This is a genomic window from Gellertiella hungarica, from assembly GCF_014197145.1.
GTDB classification, from domain to species: Bacteria; Pseudomonadota; Alphaproteobacteria; order Rhizobiales; family Rhizobiaceae; genus Gellertiella; species Gellertiella hungarica.
This window is the reverse complement of record NZ_JACIEZ010000004.1, coordinates 1-19,505: the sequence shown is the minus strand read 5'-3', so window position 1 is coordinate 19,505 and position 19,505 is coordinate 1. Positions and strand designations below refer to the sequence as shown.

At 61.6% G+C, this 19,505-nt stretch carries 12 protein-coding genes; 11 read left to right on the top strand and 1 reads right to left on the bottom strand.

All coding sequences use genetic code 11. From position 1 onward, the window contains the following. The first annotated feature begins 321 nt into the window (after positions 1-321). The 11 genes from GGR23_RS11375 to clpB all read left to right on the top strand — a co-directional run bounded on the left by GGR23_RS11375 (position 322) and on the right by clpB (position 17,072). A complete protein-coding gene (locus GGR23_RS11375; protein WP_183366411.1) occupies positions 322-1,497 on the top strand; it encodes a glycosyltransferase family 1 protein in 1,176 nt (391 codons plus the stop codon). Then, positions 1,490-2,644, top strand: coding sequence for a UDP-galactopyranose mutase (glf, locus tag GGR23_RS11370; RefSeq protein WP_183366410.1), 1,155 nt, complete (start codon positions 1,490-1,492; stop codon positions 2,642-2,644). Before GGR23_RS11375 ends, glf begins: the two co-directional genes overlap by 8 nt. Beyond that, a complete protein-coding gene (locus GGR23_RS11365) occupies positions 2,641-4,470 on the top strand; it encodes a family 1 glycosylhydrolase (protein ID WP_183366409.1) in 1,830 nt (609 codons plus the stop codon). The genes glf and GGR23_RS11365 overlap by 4 nt, the downstream gene beginning before the upstream one ends. 228 nt (positions 4,471-4,698) lie before the next feature. Continuing rightward, entirely contained in the window at positions 4,699-5,679 is a 981-nt protein-coding gene (gene galE / locus GGR23_RS11360) for a UDP-glucose 4-epimerase GalE (protein ID WP_183366408.1), read from the top strand. Between the two features lie 366 nt (positions 5,680-6,045). Continuing rightward, positions 6,046-6,993 carry an HD-GYP domain-containing protein gene (locus GGR23_RS11355; protein WP_183366407.1) on the top strand — a complete coding sequence of 316 codons (948 nt, stop codon included), beginning with the start codon at positions 6,046-6,048 and terminating at the stop codon, positions 6,991-6,993. Positions 6,994-7,216: 223 nt separating this feature from the next. Beyond that, entirely contained in the window at positions 7,217-8,491 is a 1,275-nt protein-coding gene (locus GGR23_RS11350) for an aspartate kinase (protein ID WP_183366406.1), read from the top strand. 82 nt (positions 8,492-8,573) lie between these two features. After that, the gene (ptsP, locus tag GGR23_RS11345) at positions 8,574-10,841 is read left to right on the top strand and encodes a phosphoenolpyruvate--protein phosphotransferase (protein ID WP_183366405.1); all 2,268 of its coding nucleotides are present in this window, start codon (positions 8,574-8,576) and stop codon (positions 10,839-10,841) included. A 30-nt stretch (positions 10,842-10,871) separates the two neighbouring features. Next, a complete protein-coding gene (prfA, locus tag GGR23_RS11340) occupies positions 10,872-11,951 on the top strand; it encodes a peptide chain release factor 1 (protein ID WP_183366404.1) in 1,080 nt (359 codons plus the stop codon). Next, on the top strand, positions 11,948-12,811 hold the full coding sequence (prmC, locus tag GGR23_RS11335) for a peptide chain release factor N(5)-glutamine methyltransferase (RefSeq protein WP_183366403.1): 864 nt from the start codon (positions 11,948-11,950) through the stop codon (positions 12,809-12,811). Before prfA ends, prmC begins: the two co-directional genes overlap by 4 nt. Before the next feature lie 569 nt (positions 12,812-13,380). After that, positions 13,381-14,169 (top strand): DUF4167 domain-containing protein, encoded by a 789-nt coding sequence (locus tag GGR23_RS11330; RefSeq protein WP_183366402.1) that lies wholly within the window; start codon positions 13,381-13,383, stop codon positions 14,167-14,169. A 299-nt stretch (positions 14,170-14,468) separates the two neighbouring features. Further along, on the top strand, positions 14,469-17,072 hold the full coding sequence (gene clpB / locus GGR23_RS11325) for an ATP-dependent chaperone ClpB (RefSeq protein WP_183366401.1): 2,604 nt from the start codon (positions 14,469-14,471) through the stop codon (positions 17,070-17,072). Between the two features lie 80 nt (positions 17,073-17,152). On the opposite strand, the gene GGR23_RS11320 is transcribed toward clpB, so the two are convergent. Continuing rightward, a complete protein-coding gene (locus GGR23_RS11320; RefSeq protein ID WP_183366400.1) occupies positions 17,153-19,099 on the bottom strand; it encodes a M23 family metallopeptidase in 1,947 nt (648 codons plus the stop codon). Positions 19,100-19,505: the final 406 nt, after the last annotated feature.

Genomic DNA, 19,505 nt, shown 5'->3' with positions numbered 1-19,505 from the left:
GTTGTTTTCTAGGATGACTCTCACTCTCATGCCCCGTTCAATGTAGTGCCCTGCCGGCGACGTATCTCAGAATTTTTCATGTTTTGCTTGCGCAACACTGGAGTGCACCACTTCGGAGATTAATTTGTGGCGAAAAAAGCGAAGGGGAACCGTTTTCTATGGAACCCGTATCGCATTCGTGCGTTACGCGAGGTTGATTCTGCTTCTTTCGTCGCCGACGGAACCAAAGCATCCGGTTTCCGTTAGCTTACAGGCATGCCAAGCGCAGCGTGGCTGGCAAGATTGCCCGGCCCGGCGCAAGTGCCAAGAAAGCGAGCGATCATGGGCCACGATCTAACCGGATTGGCGGGGACCTCGCCGATCCTCTGTTTCTCCCACCTGCGCTGGAACTTCGTCTTCCAGCGACCCCAGCATCTGCTCCGCCGGGCAGCGCGCAGCCGGGATGTCTATTTTTTTGAAGAACCGGTTTTCGAACAAGGCGTCCAGCCGCGCCTGGAAAAGACCCTGTCTCCCGAACGGGTCCGGGTTCTCACTCCCGTCCTGCCGGCCGGCATCAACGCACCGCAGATAACCAGTGCCCTCCGCATGCTGGTTGATCGACTCGTAGCGAGCATCGAAAGCGGCCCACCGCTTCTCTGGTATTACACACCCATGGCGCTGCCCTTCAGCCGGCATCTCAATGCCGCGCTGCGCGTCTATGACAACATGGACGAGCTCTCCGCCTTCAATGGCGCCCATCCGCGCATGATCGCGATGGAGCGCGAGCTTTTCCGCAAGGTGGACGTGGTGTTCACCGGTGGGCAGAGCCTCTATGAATCGAAGCGCAAACGGCACCCGAATGTCCACGCCTTTCCAAGCAGCATCGACGTGCCGCATTTTGCAGGCGCGCGCCGCGGGGAGACGGTTGAACCCGATGACCAGCGCAGCATCGGCGCCCCGCGCATCGGCTTTTTCGGCGTTATCGACGAGCGCATGGATCTGGATCTCGTCCGCCGCGCGGCTGCACTCAGGCCGGACTGGCATTTCGTGATGATCGGCCCGGTCGTGAAGATCGATCCCGCCTCGCTGCCGCAGGCACCGAATCTGCACTGGCTCGGCTCGAAATCCTATGCGGAGCTTCCGAGCTATCTGAGGGGCTGGGATGCAGGCTTCATGCCCTTTGCGCTCAACGAGGCGACGCGCTTCATCAGTCCCACGAAGACACCGGAATTTCTGGCAGCCGGACTGCCGGTGGTGTCTACCCCCATACGCGACGTGATCCGCCCCTATGGCGAACTTGGCCTCGTCGAAATCGGGGCAACCGCCGATGAAGTGGTAGAGCGGATCGAGATGCTGCTGGCCCGCCCGAAAGAGGAATGGTTGAAGAAGGTCGACAGGCATCTGGCAGGCATGTCATGGGATGCAACCTGGGCCGCGATGGGCGAGCTGATGCAGAAGGCCGCACCGCGCCAGCCGCATTCCCTACCCGTCACCGCGGAGGAGACCCTCCATGTTTGACTGGCTCGTCGTAGGAGCCGGCTTTGCCGGCAGCGTAATGGCCGAACGCCTGGCCCGGGACCGCAACGAGCGCGTGCTCGTCATCGACAAGCGGCCGCATATTGCAGGCAATGCCTATGACCGGCATGACAAGGCGGGCCTGCTCGTCCACCAGTATGGCCCGCATATCTTCCACACCAACTCGCGGCAAATCTTCGATTATCTCTCCCGCTTCACCGAATGGCGGGCTTACGAGCATCGCGTGCTGGCGAGCGTGGACGGGATGCAATTGCCCATTCCGATCAATCTCGATACCATCAATCGCCTCTATGGTCTTGACTTGACGACCGAGGAACTGGCCGTCTGGTTCGGCGAACGGGCGGAACCGGTGGAGGAGATCCGCACGTCGGAAGATGTCGTCGTTAGCCAGATCGGCCGCGAACTCTATGAGAAGTTCTTCCGTGGCTACACCCGCAAGCAGTGGGGCGTCGATCCCTCCGAACTCGACAAGGCAGTGACGGCCCGCGTTCCCACACGCACCAACCGGGACGACCGGTATTTCACCGACGAATACCAGTACATGCCGAAGCACGGCTATACCCGCATGTTCGAGTCCATGCTGGATCATCCCAATATCAAGATCATGCTGCAGACGGATTTTGCCGACATCAGGGATGAGATCCCCTTCAGGCGCGTCGTCTATACGGGCCCTGTTGACGAATACTTCGACCACCGCTTCGGCAAGCTGCCTTATCGGTCGCTCGGTTTCGAACATGTGACGGAGGAAAACGAGTGGCATCAGTCCGTCGCCGTCGTGAACTATCCGATGGACCACGATTACACGCGCATCACCGAATACAAGCACCTGACCGGCCAGACGCATCCACATACCAGCCTGACCTATGAGTATCCCTCTGACCGCGGCGATCCCTACTATCCCGTGCCACGGCCGGAAAACGCCGCGCTCTACAAGCGCTACGAGGCGCTGGCGCGAGCGGAGGAGAATGTCTGGTTTGTCGGCCGGCTTGCCACCTACCGCTATTACAACATGGATCAGGTGGTCGGTCAGGCGCTGGCGACCTATCGCAGAATTTCCGAGTCCATTCCTGTCGCAAGGCCACATCTGAACGGGATGCTTGCACCTGCGCCGGAAGCAGGTATGCCGTGACCAGCCCGGCGAAGCATCCGCTCGAACTCTGGGGCGGGCTCGAATGCTCCATCGTACGGGTAGGCGATGCCTATCGGGACCAGTTCCAGGAGACCGGACATTACGAGCGTCCCACGGATCTCGATGCGGTCGCGGATCTCGGGATCCGCACGCTGCGCTATCCTGTCCTGTGGGAAGCGGTTTCCCCCGAAAGTCCCGAGATCCAGGATTTCGGCTGGCATGACGAACGTCTGGCGCAGCTGAAGGCGCTTGGGATCGAGCCCGTGATCGGCCTCATGCATCACGGCAGCGGGCCACGCTACACCGATCTCCTGGACCGGAACTTACCCGAGCTTCTCGCGGCTCATGCGCTTCGGGTTGCCGACCGTTACCCGCATGTACGCCGATTCACGCCCATCAACGAACCGCTGACGACGGCGCGGTTTTCTGCCCTTTACGGCTTCTGGTACCCACATAGCACCGACATGCGGGACTTCTGCCGCGCAGTGGTCAACCAGTGCCGGGCGACCATGCTGTGCATGCGCGCCATCCGGACGGTTAATCCTGCGGCGGAGCTCGTACAGACGGAAGACATGGGCAAGACCTTCAGCACCGCACGGCTGAAATATCAGGCCGATTACGAGAACGAGCGGCGATGGCTGAGCCTCGATCTTCTGTTCGGGCGCGTCGGAAACGATCATCCCTGGCACCGGATCCTGATGGATCACGGCATCGAGCAGGCAGAACTCGAGGAACTCGAGCGCGATGCCGTGCCGCCAGCGATCGTCGGCATAAACTATTATCTTACCAGCGAGCGCTTTCTCGATCACCGCAAGGAATATTGGCCGGAATGGCAGCAGGCGGGCGGAAACGGGCGGCATCACTATGCGGATCTGGAAGCCGTGCGCGTCCATCTGCCCGCGGAGGACACTGGCCTGGAACACCGGCTTCGCGAAGTGTGGGGGCGTTATGGCACGAAGATCGCCGTAACCGAGGCCCATCTTGGATGCAGCCGCGACGAACAGCTTCGCTGGCTCTCGGAAATCTGGCAAACGGCGAAACGGCTGCGGAACGACCACATTGACATCACGGCCGTCACCATCTGGTCGATGTTTGGCAGCACGGACTGGAACAGCCTGCTGCGCAGGCGTGAAGGGTCTTATGAAGCGGGTGCCTTCGATGTCCGTGGCAGAAGCCCGCAACCCACGGCGCTCGCATCTGCCGCCGCCGCGATCTGCCGGGACGGTGACTTCGATCACCCCATCCTCGACAGGCCAGGCTGGTGGCGCCGGCCGGAACGGTTTCACCGGCCCCGGGATCGGCCGAAGAAGGCAGAACCGGCGGACAGATGCGCTCTCGTGGTCGCGGCGGAGGATGCACCGCTTCTGACGCTGCAGACGGTGCTCGATCTGCGGGGCATGGATTGTACGGCGATACGGCTCGCAGCCCTGCCGGGCACGGATGCCGCACGTCATGTCAGCCTTTCTTCCGAACGCCAGACCTGGGCGATCATCCTGCTTCTCGGCGGCGACCCGGATCCTTCGATGGACATGGTCCGAGCCCATGCGCGGCAGCTTGACCTGCCGCTTCTGCTCTTCAGCCGAACGGTCGGTCCCCATCCGTTGCATCACCAGACGAGCCCGCCCCTTCTGATCTCCTCCTGCAGGATATATCCGCCGATCGCCGGCGCGGGCGGAAGGGCAGGTGCGACCGATGATGGCACTGCCAAAGCCATGAGCACGCACCGGGAGCTTCGCGCCTCGTGCCTCGAAGACCTGTTCCATCTGGGCCTCGATCTCCTGCTGGACAGCGGCGGAAGCCGGTATTTGCCTGCCTACGCGGCCTAGGATCGTTTGACGGGCAGCTCCCGGAACCGATCACCTGCTGCGCAGTTATCGAGGGGCAAGCGCCTACCATATCCGCCGTGCCACTCCGGCAAGGCGAGTCTCGCAACCATAAGGCAGCGTCATCCGCCTGCCTTTTCCGTCAAGCCTCCAGAACACGCCTCTTCTGGCTCCAGCGGCTCAATCCTCTTCCCCGCGCTGAACTGGTTCAAACCTTACAGGGATGCAGCAATGGCTTCGAATGTCATACTCGTGATCGGTGGAGCCGGCTATATCGGCTCGCACACCTGCATGCTGCTCGCCGAGAGCGGCTATGCACCCGTCACCTTTGACTGCCTGTCGAACGGGCATCGGGAATTCGTGCAATGGGGTCCCCTCATCGAGGGCGATGTCACCAATTACGAGGCGATCGAGGCGGCGATCTGCGACCTGCGACCCGCGGCGATCGTGCATTTCGCCGGGTTGATCGAAGTGGGTCAATCGACGCTCACGCCTACGGATTTCTATCACAACAATGTCACCGGAACACTGAACGTGCTCAGGGCCGCGCAGAAGGCGGGCGTCACCTCGCTGGTGTTCTCCTCGACCTGCGCCACCTATGGCATGCCGCAGAACCTCCCGATTACCGAAGAGGAGGAGCAGCAGCCGATCAATCCCTATGGCCGCACCAAGCTGATTGCCGAGATGGCCATCCGCGATGCCTGCCAGCACGAAGGCATGCGGGCCGTGATCCTCCGCTATTTCAATGCTGCCGGTGCGGATTTTTCGGGGCGCATCGGCGAGTGGCACGAGCCGGAAACCCATCTCATCCCCCTGACCATCGATGTGGCACTTGGACGGCGCAAGGAACTGACAATCTTCGGGAATGATTACGAGACGCGTGACGGAACCTGCATCCGGGACTTCGTCCATGTGCTGGATCTGGCGGATGCACATGTGCGGGCGGTGCGGCACTTGATCGGCGGGGGCGACAGCGATGCGATCAATCTTGGCACGGGTACGGGAACCTCGGTTCTCGAACTCGCGGCCGCAGTCGAGGCGGTGAGCGGCCATCACCTTGCCCGTCGCGACTCCCCTAGACGACCCGGTGACCCTTCAACGCTCGTCGCCGGCAATGCCCGTGCCCGGCGCGTGCTCGGATGGCAGCCTGTATACGGCCTCGATGACATCGTCCGTTCGGCTTTCCAGTGGCATTCGGCCAGAAACCACTGACATTTTCCGTCGAGTTTGATCGCACAAGGTTGGATGCTGGTTCCTGACCTCTGGCCATTTCCCGCGCGCAGTGGATCGTCAGCATCCATGGCCGCAGGCATTTCTTGGCTCGCCAATTTTGTGACGCTTACGTGAGGTAACTTCTGTCGCGAGCCAGTCGTTAGAACCGTTGGTCTCCTGGAAAAATTGATTATGTAATGCAAGTGTAATAAATGGGATAAATCCAGAACGTTACCCCTGCATGGGCAGCACACCATCTGCGTATGGATCCCCACGCATTTATCGCATTTGTGTATCCGTACTTACTAATTCTTTACGCGCTGCGCGTATGACCGGATATGGGCGATAAGAAGATGTCTGGGCACGATGACCGTTGTTCGAATTCCAAAAGGCCAGCTGCGCAAGGGCATGTATGTCGAATCGGTGGAATGTCCCCAATTCGTGTTCAGCAAGCGTCGATTCATCCTGGACCTCGATGAGGATCTGGATGCAATAGCGGCTGCACCTGCTGAATTCGTGCTCGTCAACACCGCGCGCAGCAAGGGCGCCATGGGGGCCGCTTCCTCAGGGAAGGCGAATGGTAATGGCGATGCGCCCGCCCAGGTGGATGAAGTCAAGCGTCAGAAAGCGGCAGAAACGCTGACCCGGTCGACGGCTGCCGTCAAGACCGGCTTCACAGGCTTCGCCACCGGCGACATCAAGGACATTCAGGCCTTTGCTCCGGTCTCCCGTGACCTCATCGAATCCATGTCCGAAGGACCAGAGATCGTCCTCGAGCTCACACGTCTCAAGACGAAGGATGAAGGCACCTTCCTGCATTCGCTTGCGGTGGGCGCCCTCATGGCATCGGTCGGGCAGGCACTCGGTTACGACGAAGCGACCGTGGAACTCCTTGGCATCGCCGGTATCCTCCACGATTTCGGAAAACTGCTTATTCCCAACATGATCCTGAACAAGCGCGGCAGCCTGAGCGACGTGGAGCGGCAGATCATCCGCAACCACCCCGAGCTTGGATACCAGCGACTGGTGACCTATCCCGACATGCCCGGCATGGTGCTCGACGTCTGTCGCCACCATCACGAGTTGCTGGATGGAAGCGGCTATCCGCAGGGGCTGAGCGGCGCAGCGCTTTCGCCCTTCGTGCGCATTTCGACCATCTGCGATGTCTACGACGCCCTCACGAGCACGCGCCCGTACAAGAAGGCCTGGTCCGGACAGCAGGCCATCAACTGGATGTTCGAGCAGGGACACTGCTTCGACCGGCGCCTGCTCCTGCGCCTCGGCGAAGTGACTGACGGAGCCGGCCGGGGATAAAGCCCGGCATCGGCTGGAAAAAGCCTCGGCGCCCCGACCAAAGGTGCGCATTGCAGGCCGCCTTTTTCATTGCACCACAAGTCCGTTTTCGCTAAGAGACCGCGCATCTTCCGCGCTCGGTCACGGGCCGTCGGCAAGTATGGTATCCGGCACCGTTACTGGTGCCGTTCGTTTGGCCGGCGCGGCTTCCATCAGACGCGCCACATTGCTCTGGAATTAGCCTATGGCACGCATCGTGATGAAATTTGGCGGCACTTCCGTTGCCAATCTGGAACGCATCCACAATGTGGCCCGTCACGTCAAACGCGAGGTGGATGCGGGCAACGAGGTTGCCGTGGTGGTGTCCGCCATGTCCGGCAAGACGAACGAACTGGTTGACTGGGTGCAGAACATGCCGAAGGTCACGGGTGCCGACACCCCGTTCTTCGATGCACGCGAATACGATGCCGTCGTTGCCTCCGGGGAACTCGTGACTGCCGGTCTTCTGGCCATCGCCCTGCAGTCCATGGGCATCAATGCCCGCTCCTGGCAGGGATGGCAGATCCCGATCCGAACCGACAATGCCCATGGCGCCGCCCGCATTCTCGAAATCGAAGGCAGCGATATCATCCGCCGGATGGGAGAGGGCCAGGTCGCCGTTGTTGCCGGCTTCCAGGGTCTTGGTCCCGACAACCGAGTCGCCACGCTTGGTCGCGGGGGGTCGGACACCTCGGCGGTTGCCATTGCAGCCGCGGTCAAGGCGGACCGTTGCGATATCTATACCGATGTGGACGGTGTCTACACCACCGACCCGCGGATCGAGCCGAAGGCGCGCCGACTGAAGAAGATTGCCTTCGAGGAAATGCTGGAAATGGCTTCTCTCGGGGCGAAGGTGCTGCAGGTCCGCTCGGTCGAGCTGGCCATGGTTCACAAGGTGCGCACCTTTGTGCGCTCGAGCTTCGAGGATCCCGATGCGCCGGGCATGGGCGATCCGATCAACCCGCCCGGTACGCTGATTTGTGACGAGGATGAGATCGTGGAACAGGAAGTCGTAACCGGCATTGCCTATGCCAAGGATGAAGCCCAGATTTCGCTCCGGCGCCTCGCCGACCGGCCGGGCGTTTCCGCCGCGATCTTCGGGCCTCTGGCCGAAGCGCATATCAACGTGGACATGATCGTTCAGAACATTTCCGAAGACGGATCGCGGACCGACATGACCTTCACCGTGCCGTCGGGAGATCTCGAAAAGGCGAAGAAGGTCCTGGCCGACAACAAGGACGAGATCGGCTATGACGTCGCCCAGAGCGAATCCGGCCTGGTCAAGGTCTCGGTGATCGGTATTGGCATGCGAAGCCATGCCGGCGTGGCGGCATCCGCCTTCCGGGCGCTTGCCGAGAAAGGCATCAACATCAAGGCGATCACCACCTCCGAAATCAAGATCTCCATCCTGATCGACGGTGCCTATGCAGAACTCGCCGTCAGGACTTTGCATTCCTGCTACGGTCTCGATAAGAGTTGATGTGCGGACCGGATTCCCGGAATCGTGATCCGGCCGCCCGGCGGGCGGCGGATCGGGAACTGAGACCTTAGGAGCCTACGCGATGAGAGACCTGTCTGCGGGTCCGCGCGTTCTGCTCAAGCGGTTGCGCGAGTTGATGGCGGAACCGCTCGAGCCACAGGAGCGCCTCGACCGCATCGTTCGCCAGATCGCCCAGAACATGGTGGCGGAGGTGTGCTCGGTCTACGTTCTCCGCGCCGACGGCGTCCTTGAACTGTATGCCACGGAAGGTCTCAACAAGGGCGCCGTGCACCTGGCTCAGCTTCAGATGGGGCAGGGTCTGGTCGGTACCATTGCGGCATCGGCCCAGCCGCTCAACCTTTCGGACGCGCAGTCCCACCCTGCTTACCGCTATCTGCCGGAAACGGGTGAAGAGGAGTTCCACTCGTTTCTCGGCGTGCCGATCCTGCGGGCAGGGCGCTCTCTCGGCGTTCTCGTTGTCCAGAACAAGGCGATGCGCAACTACCGGGAGGACGAGGTAGAGGCCCTCGAGACGACGGCGATGGTGCTCGCCGAGATGGTTGCGACGGGCGAGCTCAAGAAAATCACCAAGCCCGGTCTCGAGCTTGACCTGACGCGTCCCGTGACCATCGACGGCGACGGCTACAACGACGGCATCGGCCTCGGGCACGTTGTCCTCCACGAGCCGCGCATCGTCGTCACGAACCTTCTGAACGAGGATACGGACAAGGAAATCTCGCGTCTTGCGGATGCCATGAGCTCGCTCAGGATTTCGATCGACGACATGCTGTCGCGGCGGGAAGTCTCGATGGAGGGTGAGCATCGGGAGGTGCTCGAGACCTACCGCATGTTTGCCCATGATCGGGGCTGGGTCCGGCGGCTGGAAGAGGCGATCCGCAACGGCCTGACTGCGGAAGCGGCCGTCGAAAAGGTGCAGAGCGATACCCGCGCACGCATGATGCGCCTGACGGATCCCTATCTGCGGGAGCGGATGCACGATCTGGACGATCTTGCCAACCGGTTGCTGCGCCAGCTGACCGATTACGGGTCGAAGGCAGCCGGCGCGTCGCTGCCCAGCGACTCGATCATCGTTGCCCGCGCCATGGGTGCGGCGGAGCTGCTCGATTATCCGCGTACAAACATCCGAGGCCTCGTGCTCGAGGAAGGTGCTGTTACAAGCCATATCGTCATCGTTGCGCGTGCCATGGGCATCCCGGTCGTCGGGCAGGCTGCCGGCGTGGTCGCCCTTGCGGAAAATGGCGACGCCATCATCATCGATGGCGACGACGGCAAGGTGCATCTTCGGCCGGTGTCCGACCTGCAGAAGAGCTACGAGGAAAAGGTTCGCTTCCGCGCGCGCAGGCAGGAGCAGTTTCGCGCCTTGCGCGACGTCGAGCCCGTCACGCGTGACGGCCACCGCATCAGCCTGCTGATGAATGCCGGCCTGCTGGTGGATCTTCCGCAGCTGGTTGAAAGCGGCGCTGAAGGCGTGGGTCTCTTCCGCACCGAACTCCAGTTCATGATTGCCTCCACCTTGCCCAAGCTCGAGGAGCAGGAAGAATTCTATCGAAACGTCATCCGTCAGGCGGCGGGGCGCCCGGTTACCTTCCGCACGCTCGATATCGGTGGTGACAAGGTGGTTCCCTACTTCCGGGCCCATGAGGAAGAAAACCCGGCGCTGGGGTGGAGAGCCATCCGGCTCTCCCTCGACCGGCCGGGTCTGCTTCGGACCCAGTTGCGGGCCTTGCTGCGCGCATCGGCGGGTGCCGACCTGAAGATGATGATCCCGATGGTGACGGAAGTGTCGGAGATCCAGAGGGTGCGTGAGCTGTTCCAGAAGGAGGTTCAGCACCTGTCGAAGTTCGGGCACCCGCTGCCCAAGCGTCTGCAGTTCGGCGCGATGCTCGAGGTGCCGGCCCTGATGTGGCAGCTCGACGAGCTGATGCAGGAAGTCGATTTCGTGTCCGTCGGCTCGAACGACCTGTTCCAGTTCTCCATGGCCGTGGACCGGGGCAATGCCCGCGTCTCCGACCGGTTCGACATTCTGGGCCGACCCTTCCTGCGCATCCTCAGAGATATCGTCCGCGCTGGGGAACGAAACCAGACACCGGTAACCCTGTGTGGCGAGATGGCGGGGAAGCCGCTGTCATCCATGGCGCTTTTCGGGCTGGGTTTCCGCTCCGTTTCCATGTCGCCGGCGGCTATCGGCCCGGTCAAGGCGATGCTGCTTGGGCTGGATGTCGGCAAGCTTGCCAATGTCATGGATACAGCGCTCGATGATCTGAAGCCGAAGATGCCGATGCGGGAAGTGCTGCAGCGCTTCGCCGAGGAAAACAACATTCCGCTTTGATGCGCTCTCGAATTCCTGGAGTCCCGATCCTTGGCCAAACTGCCTGTAGAGAAAATGCGCGAGCTCGAACGCCGCTTCGGCGAGATTGAAGCGCGCATGTCGGCGGGGCCCGCGGCCGACGTCTATGTCAAGCTTGCGTCCGAGTATTCCGAGCTGCAGTCGGTGGTCGGAAAGATCCGCCAGTACCAGAAGGCGCTGGATGAAAAGGCCGGGCTTGAAACCCTCATTGCCGACCGGGATACCGATCGCGAAATGCGGGAGATGGCTCAGATGGAGCTGCCGGATCTTTCGCAACGGCTGGATGCTCTGGAAAAAGACATCCAGATCCTGCTTCTTCCCAAGGATGCCGCCGACGAGAAAAGCGCCATCGTGGAAATCAGGGCCGGAACCGGAGGATCCGAGGCGGCCCTTTTCGCCGGTGATCTTTTTCGCATGTATGAGCGATTTGCCAGTGCCAATGGATGGCGCGTGGAGGTCCTGTCCGCATCGGAGGGTGAAGCGGGCGGCTACAAGGAAATCATTGCGACCATCACGGGCAAGGGCGTGTTTTCGCGGCTCAAGTTCGAGTCCGGCGTCCACCGCGTCCAGCGCGTACCGGAAACGGAGGCCAGCGGGCGCATCCACACGTCGGCTGCAACGGTTGCCGTGTTGCCGGAGGCAGAGGAGATCGACATCGAGATCCGGCCCGAGGATATCCGCATCGATACCATGCGCTCTTCCGGTGCGGGCGGACAGCATGTCAACACCACGGATTCTGCAGTTCGGATCACCCACCTTCCCACCGGGCTGGTCGTGACCAGCTCGGAAAAATCCCAGCACCAGAACAGGGCGAAGGCGATGCAGGTGCTTCGCTCGCGCCTCTATGACATGGAACGCCAGAGGGCAGAGAGCGAAAGGTCTGCGGATCGGAAAAGCCAGGTCGGTTCCGGGGACAGGTCGGAGCGCATCCGCACCTATAACTTCCCACAGGGGCGCGTCACGGATCACCGCATCAACCTGACGCTTTACAAGCTCGACCGGATGATGATGGGCGAGATCGACGAGGTCGTGGACGCATTGCTTGCCGATCATCAGGCGGGCCAGCTTGCGCAGCTCGGCGAGCAGTCGTGAGCGGGCTCACATTATCCGCACTGCTCGCGCATACGCGCAAGAGGTTCCTCGATGCGGGGCTGACCGATCCGTCGGCCGATGCGCGTCTTCTGATCGGTGGCCTGCTGGACATCGCACCGACTGCCCTCGTCACGGACCCATCAAGACCGATATCGGAGGATGAGGCCAGGCGGGTGGACCAGGCGGTTCGGCGAAGGCTGATGCGCGAACCCGTGCACCGGATCCTTGGCCGCAGGGAGTTCTTCGGGCTGGAGCTGCTTCTGTCCAGCGAGACGCTCGAACCCCGGCCCGACACCGAAATCCTGGTGGACCATGTGCTGCCTCATCTTGAACGCATTGCCGCGCTAGGAAACAGGCCACGCTTTATTGACTTCGGGACAGGAACGGGAGCGATTGCTCTGGCGTTGTTATCCCAGTGTCCCGATGCAGAAGCCGTTGCCGTCGACATTTCCGAAGATGCCCTGAAAACGGCAGAGAGAAATGCCCGGCAACTTGGCCTCGGAGATCGGTTTCAACCATTGTTGAGCGATTGGGCTGAAAAGGTCGAGGGAACATTCGACGCGATTGTCTCCAATCCGCCTTACATTCCGTCTCGGGTGATCGAGGATCTGGACCCGGAGGTCAGGCTTCACGATCCCACGCGCGCGCTTGACGGTGGCGAGGACGGGCTTGATGCCTACAGAATTCTGGCGCGACAAACGGGGCCACTTCTGCGGCCGAACGGGATTGTCGCCCTGGAGATCGGTTACGATCAGAAGATCCCCGTGACCGCCTTGTTTGAACAGGCGGGGTTTCAACTGGAGGCCGCTGCCCGGGACTATGGCGGCAACGATCGCGTGCTGGTTTTTTCCATGCCCTGACGTTGCGTCAGTTCGTGGAGAAGATGCAGGAAAATCCTTGTTCGCAAGGGATTTGGGCGATGTGACGCTTTGGTAATATTTTTCAGGAGCGCTGAGAAAGTGCTTGGATTTCGCGGCGAAGCGCGATAGGTTCCGGCCACGTACCGGGCAGACGGGGGTGGACGATCGGTTCGTCCAGTTTCAGATCAGCCGAGGGGATGGCTCCTTGAGCGGAGCCGCGAGAGGCCGAAATTTCCGGGACGTGAACTCAGTAATCTTGACCTTCAGGCAGCAGTGGTGTGCGAAAGCCACCTCCAAAGCCTTGTGGCTCCGATGTCGGCATTGGTCCGGACGGGGCCGGTCGGGCAGTCTTGATGCGGCCTAGAAGGCCCTGGCAAGACGGAAACCCGGCCGACAGTTGGCGCGCTGCCCCTGCCGCGATCACGGTCGTGTCGATCGGGCCGAGCCATGGGATGCCCCAGACCAAGCGATGAGCGGTTTGCGGGTCGGTTTTTGGATGCCTTGTGCGTGAGCGGCCTTTGCCGCAGGCCAGGGCCGGTTATCACAACGGGAATACAGGTGAGCATTCGATGAGGCCAGGACAGCAAAACAAGCGCGGTCGCGGGCGTGGCAACAACGGCAATGGCGGTAACGGCAACAACTTCAACCGCAAGGGCTCCAACCCGCTGACGCGCACTTTCGACAGCTCGGGTCCGGACGTCAAGATTCGCGGCACCGCCCAGCATATCGCCGAAAAATATGCCGCGCTGGCCCGGGACGCACAGAGCGCAGGCGACCGCGTCATGGCGGAAAACTATCTTCAGCACGCGGAACACTACAATCGCATCATCGCAGCCGCCCAGGCGCAGATGCAGGAACGTTTCCAGCGCGACGACCGGAACGATTTCATGGACCGGGACGATGACGTGGATACCGACGGCGCTGAGAGCACCGAGGCAGCCGATGCATCGGATCAGGACGAGCAGCCCTCTGCCCAGAGCGCCCAGCCCCGCCAGAACAACCAGCAGCACGAGCGCGAACACCGCCGGGAACGGCGTGAGCGCCCCGAAAGGGGAGAGCGTCAGGAGCGCGGTGAGCGGCAGGAACGGGGCGAGCGGCCGGAGCGTCAGGCCTCTGCTCCCGCAGCTGCCGTGATCGACGAAACAACGCCACAACCGGTCATCGAAGGCATGCCGGCAGAAGTCGTTGCTGCCGAAGCGGAAGCCGGCGAGGGGGCTTCCCGCGAACGGGCATCCACGCGCCGCCGCGGTGCTGCAGCACGTCCGCGCCGTCAGCCGCGCGGTGGCGCAGCGGAGGCTCCCGAAGGCGAGGCCAAGCCTTCCGAGGGTGCCGAGCCCGCTCTTGCCGGATCGGAGTAAATACTCTGCTTTCTGACTATCGAGAACCCCGGTGCATGGCGCCGGGGTTTTTGTTTTGGGGCAGTGATTGCCGCATTGGCAAAAAAACTCCGCTTCGTTTTCGGCTGCCCTTCAAAGCCGGAAAACACTCCCCATATCAGCTTCGAACGGGGCAGTCCGCCATCAGCGGGCTTGACCTCAATCAAACAGGAGCTTGTGATTCTCAGGCAGTCTCAGCTCGACAGCCCGCCTGCAAGGGGGCTGATCCGGAACCATCACCCGCGCGCCTTCCAGGGCGGGGTGATCCAAGGAGGTAAGACATGAATATCGAAAAATATTCCGAGCGCGTGCGGGGCTTCCTGCAGTCGGCTCAGACCTGGGCTCTTTCCGAGGGACATCAGCAGTTCAGCCCGGAACATGTGCTGAAGGTGCTCCTCGATGACGACCAGGGCATGGCATCTTCGCTCATCGAGCGCGCCGGTGGCAGTGCCCGCGAGGCCCGCATCGGCAACGACGCCGCATTGGCCAAGCTGCCGAAAGTTTCCGGCGGCAACGGCCAGATCTACCTTTCGCAGCCGCTTGCAAAAGTATTCTCAACGGCTGAAGACGCTGCCAAGAAGGCCGGCGACAGCTTCGTCACGGTCGAGCGGCTTCTGCTGGCGCTTGTCATCGAAACTACGGCTTCAACGGCTGCCACGCTGAAGAAGGCGGGTGTCACTGCAGCAGCGCTCAATCAGGTCATCAACGATATCCGCAAGGGCCGCACTGCCGATGGCGCGAATGCCGAGCAGGGCTTCGACGCCCTGAAGAAATATGCTCGGGACCTGACAGCGGAGGCCCGGGAAGGCAAGCTCGACCCGGTGATCGGTCGTGACGACGAGATCCGCCGGACCATTCAGGTCCTGTCCCGTCGTACCAAGAACAATCCGGTGCTGATCGGCGAGCCGGGCGTTGGCAAGACCGCCATCGCCGAAGGGCTTGCGCTGCGCATCGTCAACGGCGACGTGCCCGAGTCCCTCAAGGACAAGCGGCTCATGGCTCTCGACATGGGTGCGCTGATCGCCGGTGCGAAATATCGCGGAGAATTCGAAGAGCGGCTGAAGGCGGTCCTTTCCGAGGTGCAGTCGGAGAGCGGGGAAGTCATTCTCTTCATCGATGAAATGCACACGCTCGTGGGGGCGGGAAAATCGGATGGCGCGATGGATGCATCGAACCTCCTGAAGCCCGCACTGGCGCGAGGCGAGCTCCATTGCGTGGGAGCCACGACGCTTGATGAATACCGCAAGCACGTGGAAAAAGATCCTGCCCTTGCCCGCCGGTTCCAGCCGGTGATGGTCGAGGAGCCGACGGTCGAGGACACCATCTCCATTCTCCGCGGGCTCAAGGAAAAATACGAGCAGCACCACAAGGTCCGCATTTCGGACAGCGCGCTGGTTGCCGCTGCAACCCTTTCCAACCGCTACATCACGGACCGCTTCCTGCCGGACAAGGCGATCGACCTCATGGACGAGGCCGCGTCGCGCCTGCGCATGCAGGTGGATTCGAAGCCCGAGGAGCTGGATGAACTCGATCGCCGCATCATCCAGCTCAAGATCGAGCGCGAAGCCCTCAAGAAGGAAACCGACCAGGCATCGGCCGACAGGCTTGCCCGTCTTGAACTGGATCTCGCCGCGCTGGAAGAACAGGCCGATGCGCTGACTGCCCGCTGGCAGGCGGAGAAGCAGAAGCTCGGGCTCGCTGCCGATCTGAAGGGAAAACTGGACGAAGCCCGCAACGAATTGGCCATTGCCCAGCGCAAGGGTGAATTCCAGAGGGCTGGCGAACTCGCCTATGGTGTTATTCCGGATCTCGAGCGCCAGCTTGTGGCGGCGGAGGCCCAGGATGGGCAGTCGCAGGGTGGCATGGTTCAAGAGGTTGTCACTCCGGATGCCATTGCCCATGTGGTGTCCCGCTGGACCGGTATCCCGGTGGACAAGATGCTGGAGGGCGAGCGCGAGAAGCTCCTGCGCATGGAGGACGAGCTGGCTAAGTCGGTCGTCGGCCAGGGCGACGCGGTTCAGGCCGTTTCCCGCGCGATCCGTCGTTCGCGCGCCGGGCTTCAGGATCCGAACCGGCCGATCGGCTCGTTCATCTTCCTCGGGCCAACCGGCGTGGGCAAGACCGAGCTGACAAAGGCGCTCGCCCGCTTCCTCTTCGATGACGAAACGGCGATGGTCCGCATGGACATGTCGGAATACATGGAGAAACACTCGGTTGCACGCCTGATCGGCGCTCCTCCGGGATATGTCGGCTATGAAGAGGGCGGTTCCCTTACCGAAGCCGTTCGCCGCCGGCCCTACCAGGTGGTCCTGTTCGACGAGATCGAGAAGGCTCATCCGGATGTCTTCAATGTGCTCCTTCAGGTTCTGGACGACGGGCGTCTCACCGACGGCCAGGGTCGCACCGTGGACTTCAAGAACACGCTGATCATCATGACTTCCAATCTCGGTGCCGAATATCTGACGGCGCTCGGTGAAAACGAAGACAGCGAAGTGGCGCGTGAACAGGTGATGGGTGTCGTCAAGGCGGCGTTCAGGCCGGAATTCCTCAACCGTGTCGACGAAATCCTTCTCTTCCATCGCCTGCGTCGCAGCGAGATGGGGGCGATCGTCGACATCCAGCTGAAGCGCCTGCTCAACCTTCTGGCCGAGCGCAAGATCGCCATCGAGATGGACGAAGCGGCCCGGAACTGGCTGGCGGAGCGGGGATACGACCCGGTATACGGTGCTCGCCCCCTGAAGCGGATCATCCAGAAGTTCGTTCAGGACCCGCTGGCGGAGAAGATCCTTTCGGGCGAAGTCCCGGATGGATCGCTGGTGAAGGTGCGTGCCGGCAGCGACCGGCTGCTCTTCACGGTTGCAGGGTCGGTTGCCCAGGCGGCCTGACCCTTCCGCTGACCGAGATGCAGATGACGAAAGCCCCGGAGCAGTCCGGGGCTTTTCTCGTTCAGCAAATCGGATCTGGTTCAACCGTTCGAGTTGCTGGCCAGTTGCTCCTGTTTGCCATCCTTGGCCAGCAGGGCATCGATCCGCTTGCGCTCCTCCTGGAAGCGGGCAAGAGAAGGGCCCTCCAGCGACTTGCCGCCGGGAAGCCTGATCTTGAGGGGATCCACCTTCGTGCCGTTGACGATCATTTCATAGTGCAGGTGGGGCCCGGTGGACTCTCCGGTTGTCCCGACCCAGCCGATGATCTGCCCCTGGTGAACGCGCACGCCCTTTTTGACGCCTTTCGCGATGGCGCTCTGGTGGTTGTAGGAAGAAACATAGCCATTGGCATGGCGAATGAGGGTCTGGTTGCCGTAACCGCCCGAATCCCAACCGGCCTTTTCTACGATGCCGTCGCCGGCCGCGATGATGGGTGTGCCTGATGGCGCGGCCCAATCGACGCCCGTATGCATTTTCATGTAGCCGAGAATGGGGTGCCGGCGCATGCCGAAGGGCGACTTGAAGATCCCGTTCGGGACAGGCTTGCGGATGAGGAACTGCTTCAGGCTCTTGCCGTCCTCATTGTAGTAGTCGACGCTTCCATCCTCCGGGTCCTGGAACCGATAGAGCCGGGCGTCTGCGTCGCCGAACTTCGCGTGGAGATAGAGAAGCTCTGAATTGGCATCCGCCCGCCCCGTCTCGCGATCGACCGAGAAGAAAGCCTGCAGCGTGTCCGTCGGCCGCAGCCGCGCCTGGAAATCCACGGAACTTGCGAGCAGCTTGATGACCCTGGACGTCATCGACTGTCCCATGCCGTAGGAAAGCGCCGCCCGGTAAATGCCGTCATAGACGCGAGGCAGGTTATCGTCGGACGTGGTCACGACAGCGTCGTCATCGAAAGCGGTGCGAACCGCATCCAGCATGGGCGGCTCGGACGCTTCCACGAGGTGCTGGCGGTCATCGACGGCCACGGTGGCCGCATGAGCGCCGTCCCGATAGACGCTCGCCCGTATGATCGTCGCCTTCTCGCCTTTCTGCAGGAGGCCGATGCGCAGGACATCGCCTTCCTCGACCTCGGGCGTGCTGCGGAGATCGGACAGAGCCTGCTCCACCTGCTTTGCCTGATCGCCGGGGTAGCCCGCTTCGACCATCGCATCGGAAATCGCGGTATCGCGATGAATGGCAATGATATCGTCTGCGAACTCGGGGCTTTGCGGCGTTACCGATTCCGGCTCGGCGGTCGACATGTTCTGCTCGATGACCTGGGCGGTGATCCCGGTCGCGAGTGCCACATCCTCGTCGTCGGCGGCAAAGCGCTGGGGGTCGACGTAGTAGAGGGCGGAAACCTGGCTGTCGCCATCGGTGAGAACCGATCCGTTGGTGCGGACGTTTTCCTCGATCTCGTCGGCGCTCATCGGTTCCGCAAAGGCATATTCCGATCGGCTGAGCGGGAAGTCCTCGGTCTTGAGGCTGACCTCCGACTCCACGTCCGAACCATAGATCACGCCCGCGCGCGGAACTTCGGGCTCCTTGTCGTCGGAGGACATAACGGCGAGGGGATCGAAGGCCGGATAGTCCTCCTGCGTGGTCGGCGCATTGGCGAGCGACATTTTCACGAGCGCAAAGGGTTGACGGCGGACCACCTCCTGATCGCCTTCCTTCACCAGCGTTGCGACTTCCAGGATCTTCTTGTCCGTGGCGCGCGGGGCAATGGTTGCGGGAATGAGGCGTCCGCCCTGCTTGGTCGTCTCCGTCTTGACCGCCGCCTCGGTCTTTGCATAGGCCTCTGCCGGAATAGCAAGCTGCTGACGGCCATCCAAGGCGGCAAACAGCGCAACGCCCATGAGAATGCTGCTGGTTACCCCCGTCAGGAAGGTGCCAGCGAGCCAGCGAAGAGAGATTTCGCGACGATCGGGCGCCCGCCTCCCGTCGGCCAGGATCGGAGGGGCATCGCCCAGCGAGCGCTTCAGCTGTGGATCAATCACCATCCGTAAGGTCCAGCGGTCCCCATATATGTTCAGTCTCCGGAATGATGTGCCCGCTTCTGCCGCGCGAGTCAAACCATGCTGCCTTCGCCCGGTCGGTCTTGCCGATGCGCTCGAACGAAGAGACCCTTCTCTATGTGTTTCATGGGGCGAGGATGAGGCGCGAATGAGGCAACGCGCGTTCCGGATGGACTGGAGAACGGGAAAAGCCCGGATCGGAGGAGCGCCTCTTCAGGTTAACGGCCATTAAGAAGCACGTTTTGGTCCCCTCCCACTGCGGTGTTTCAAATTTCTTTGTGATTACAGCGACTTATGATTTTGTGATAGTTTTTTTGCGAAATGGTGTTGACTGTTTTGGGAGGGTAGTTCTATAAGGCGGTCACTGACGAGGGCGGCGGCGCTGCTGGCG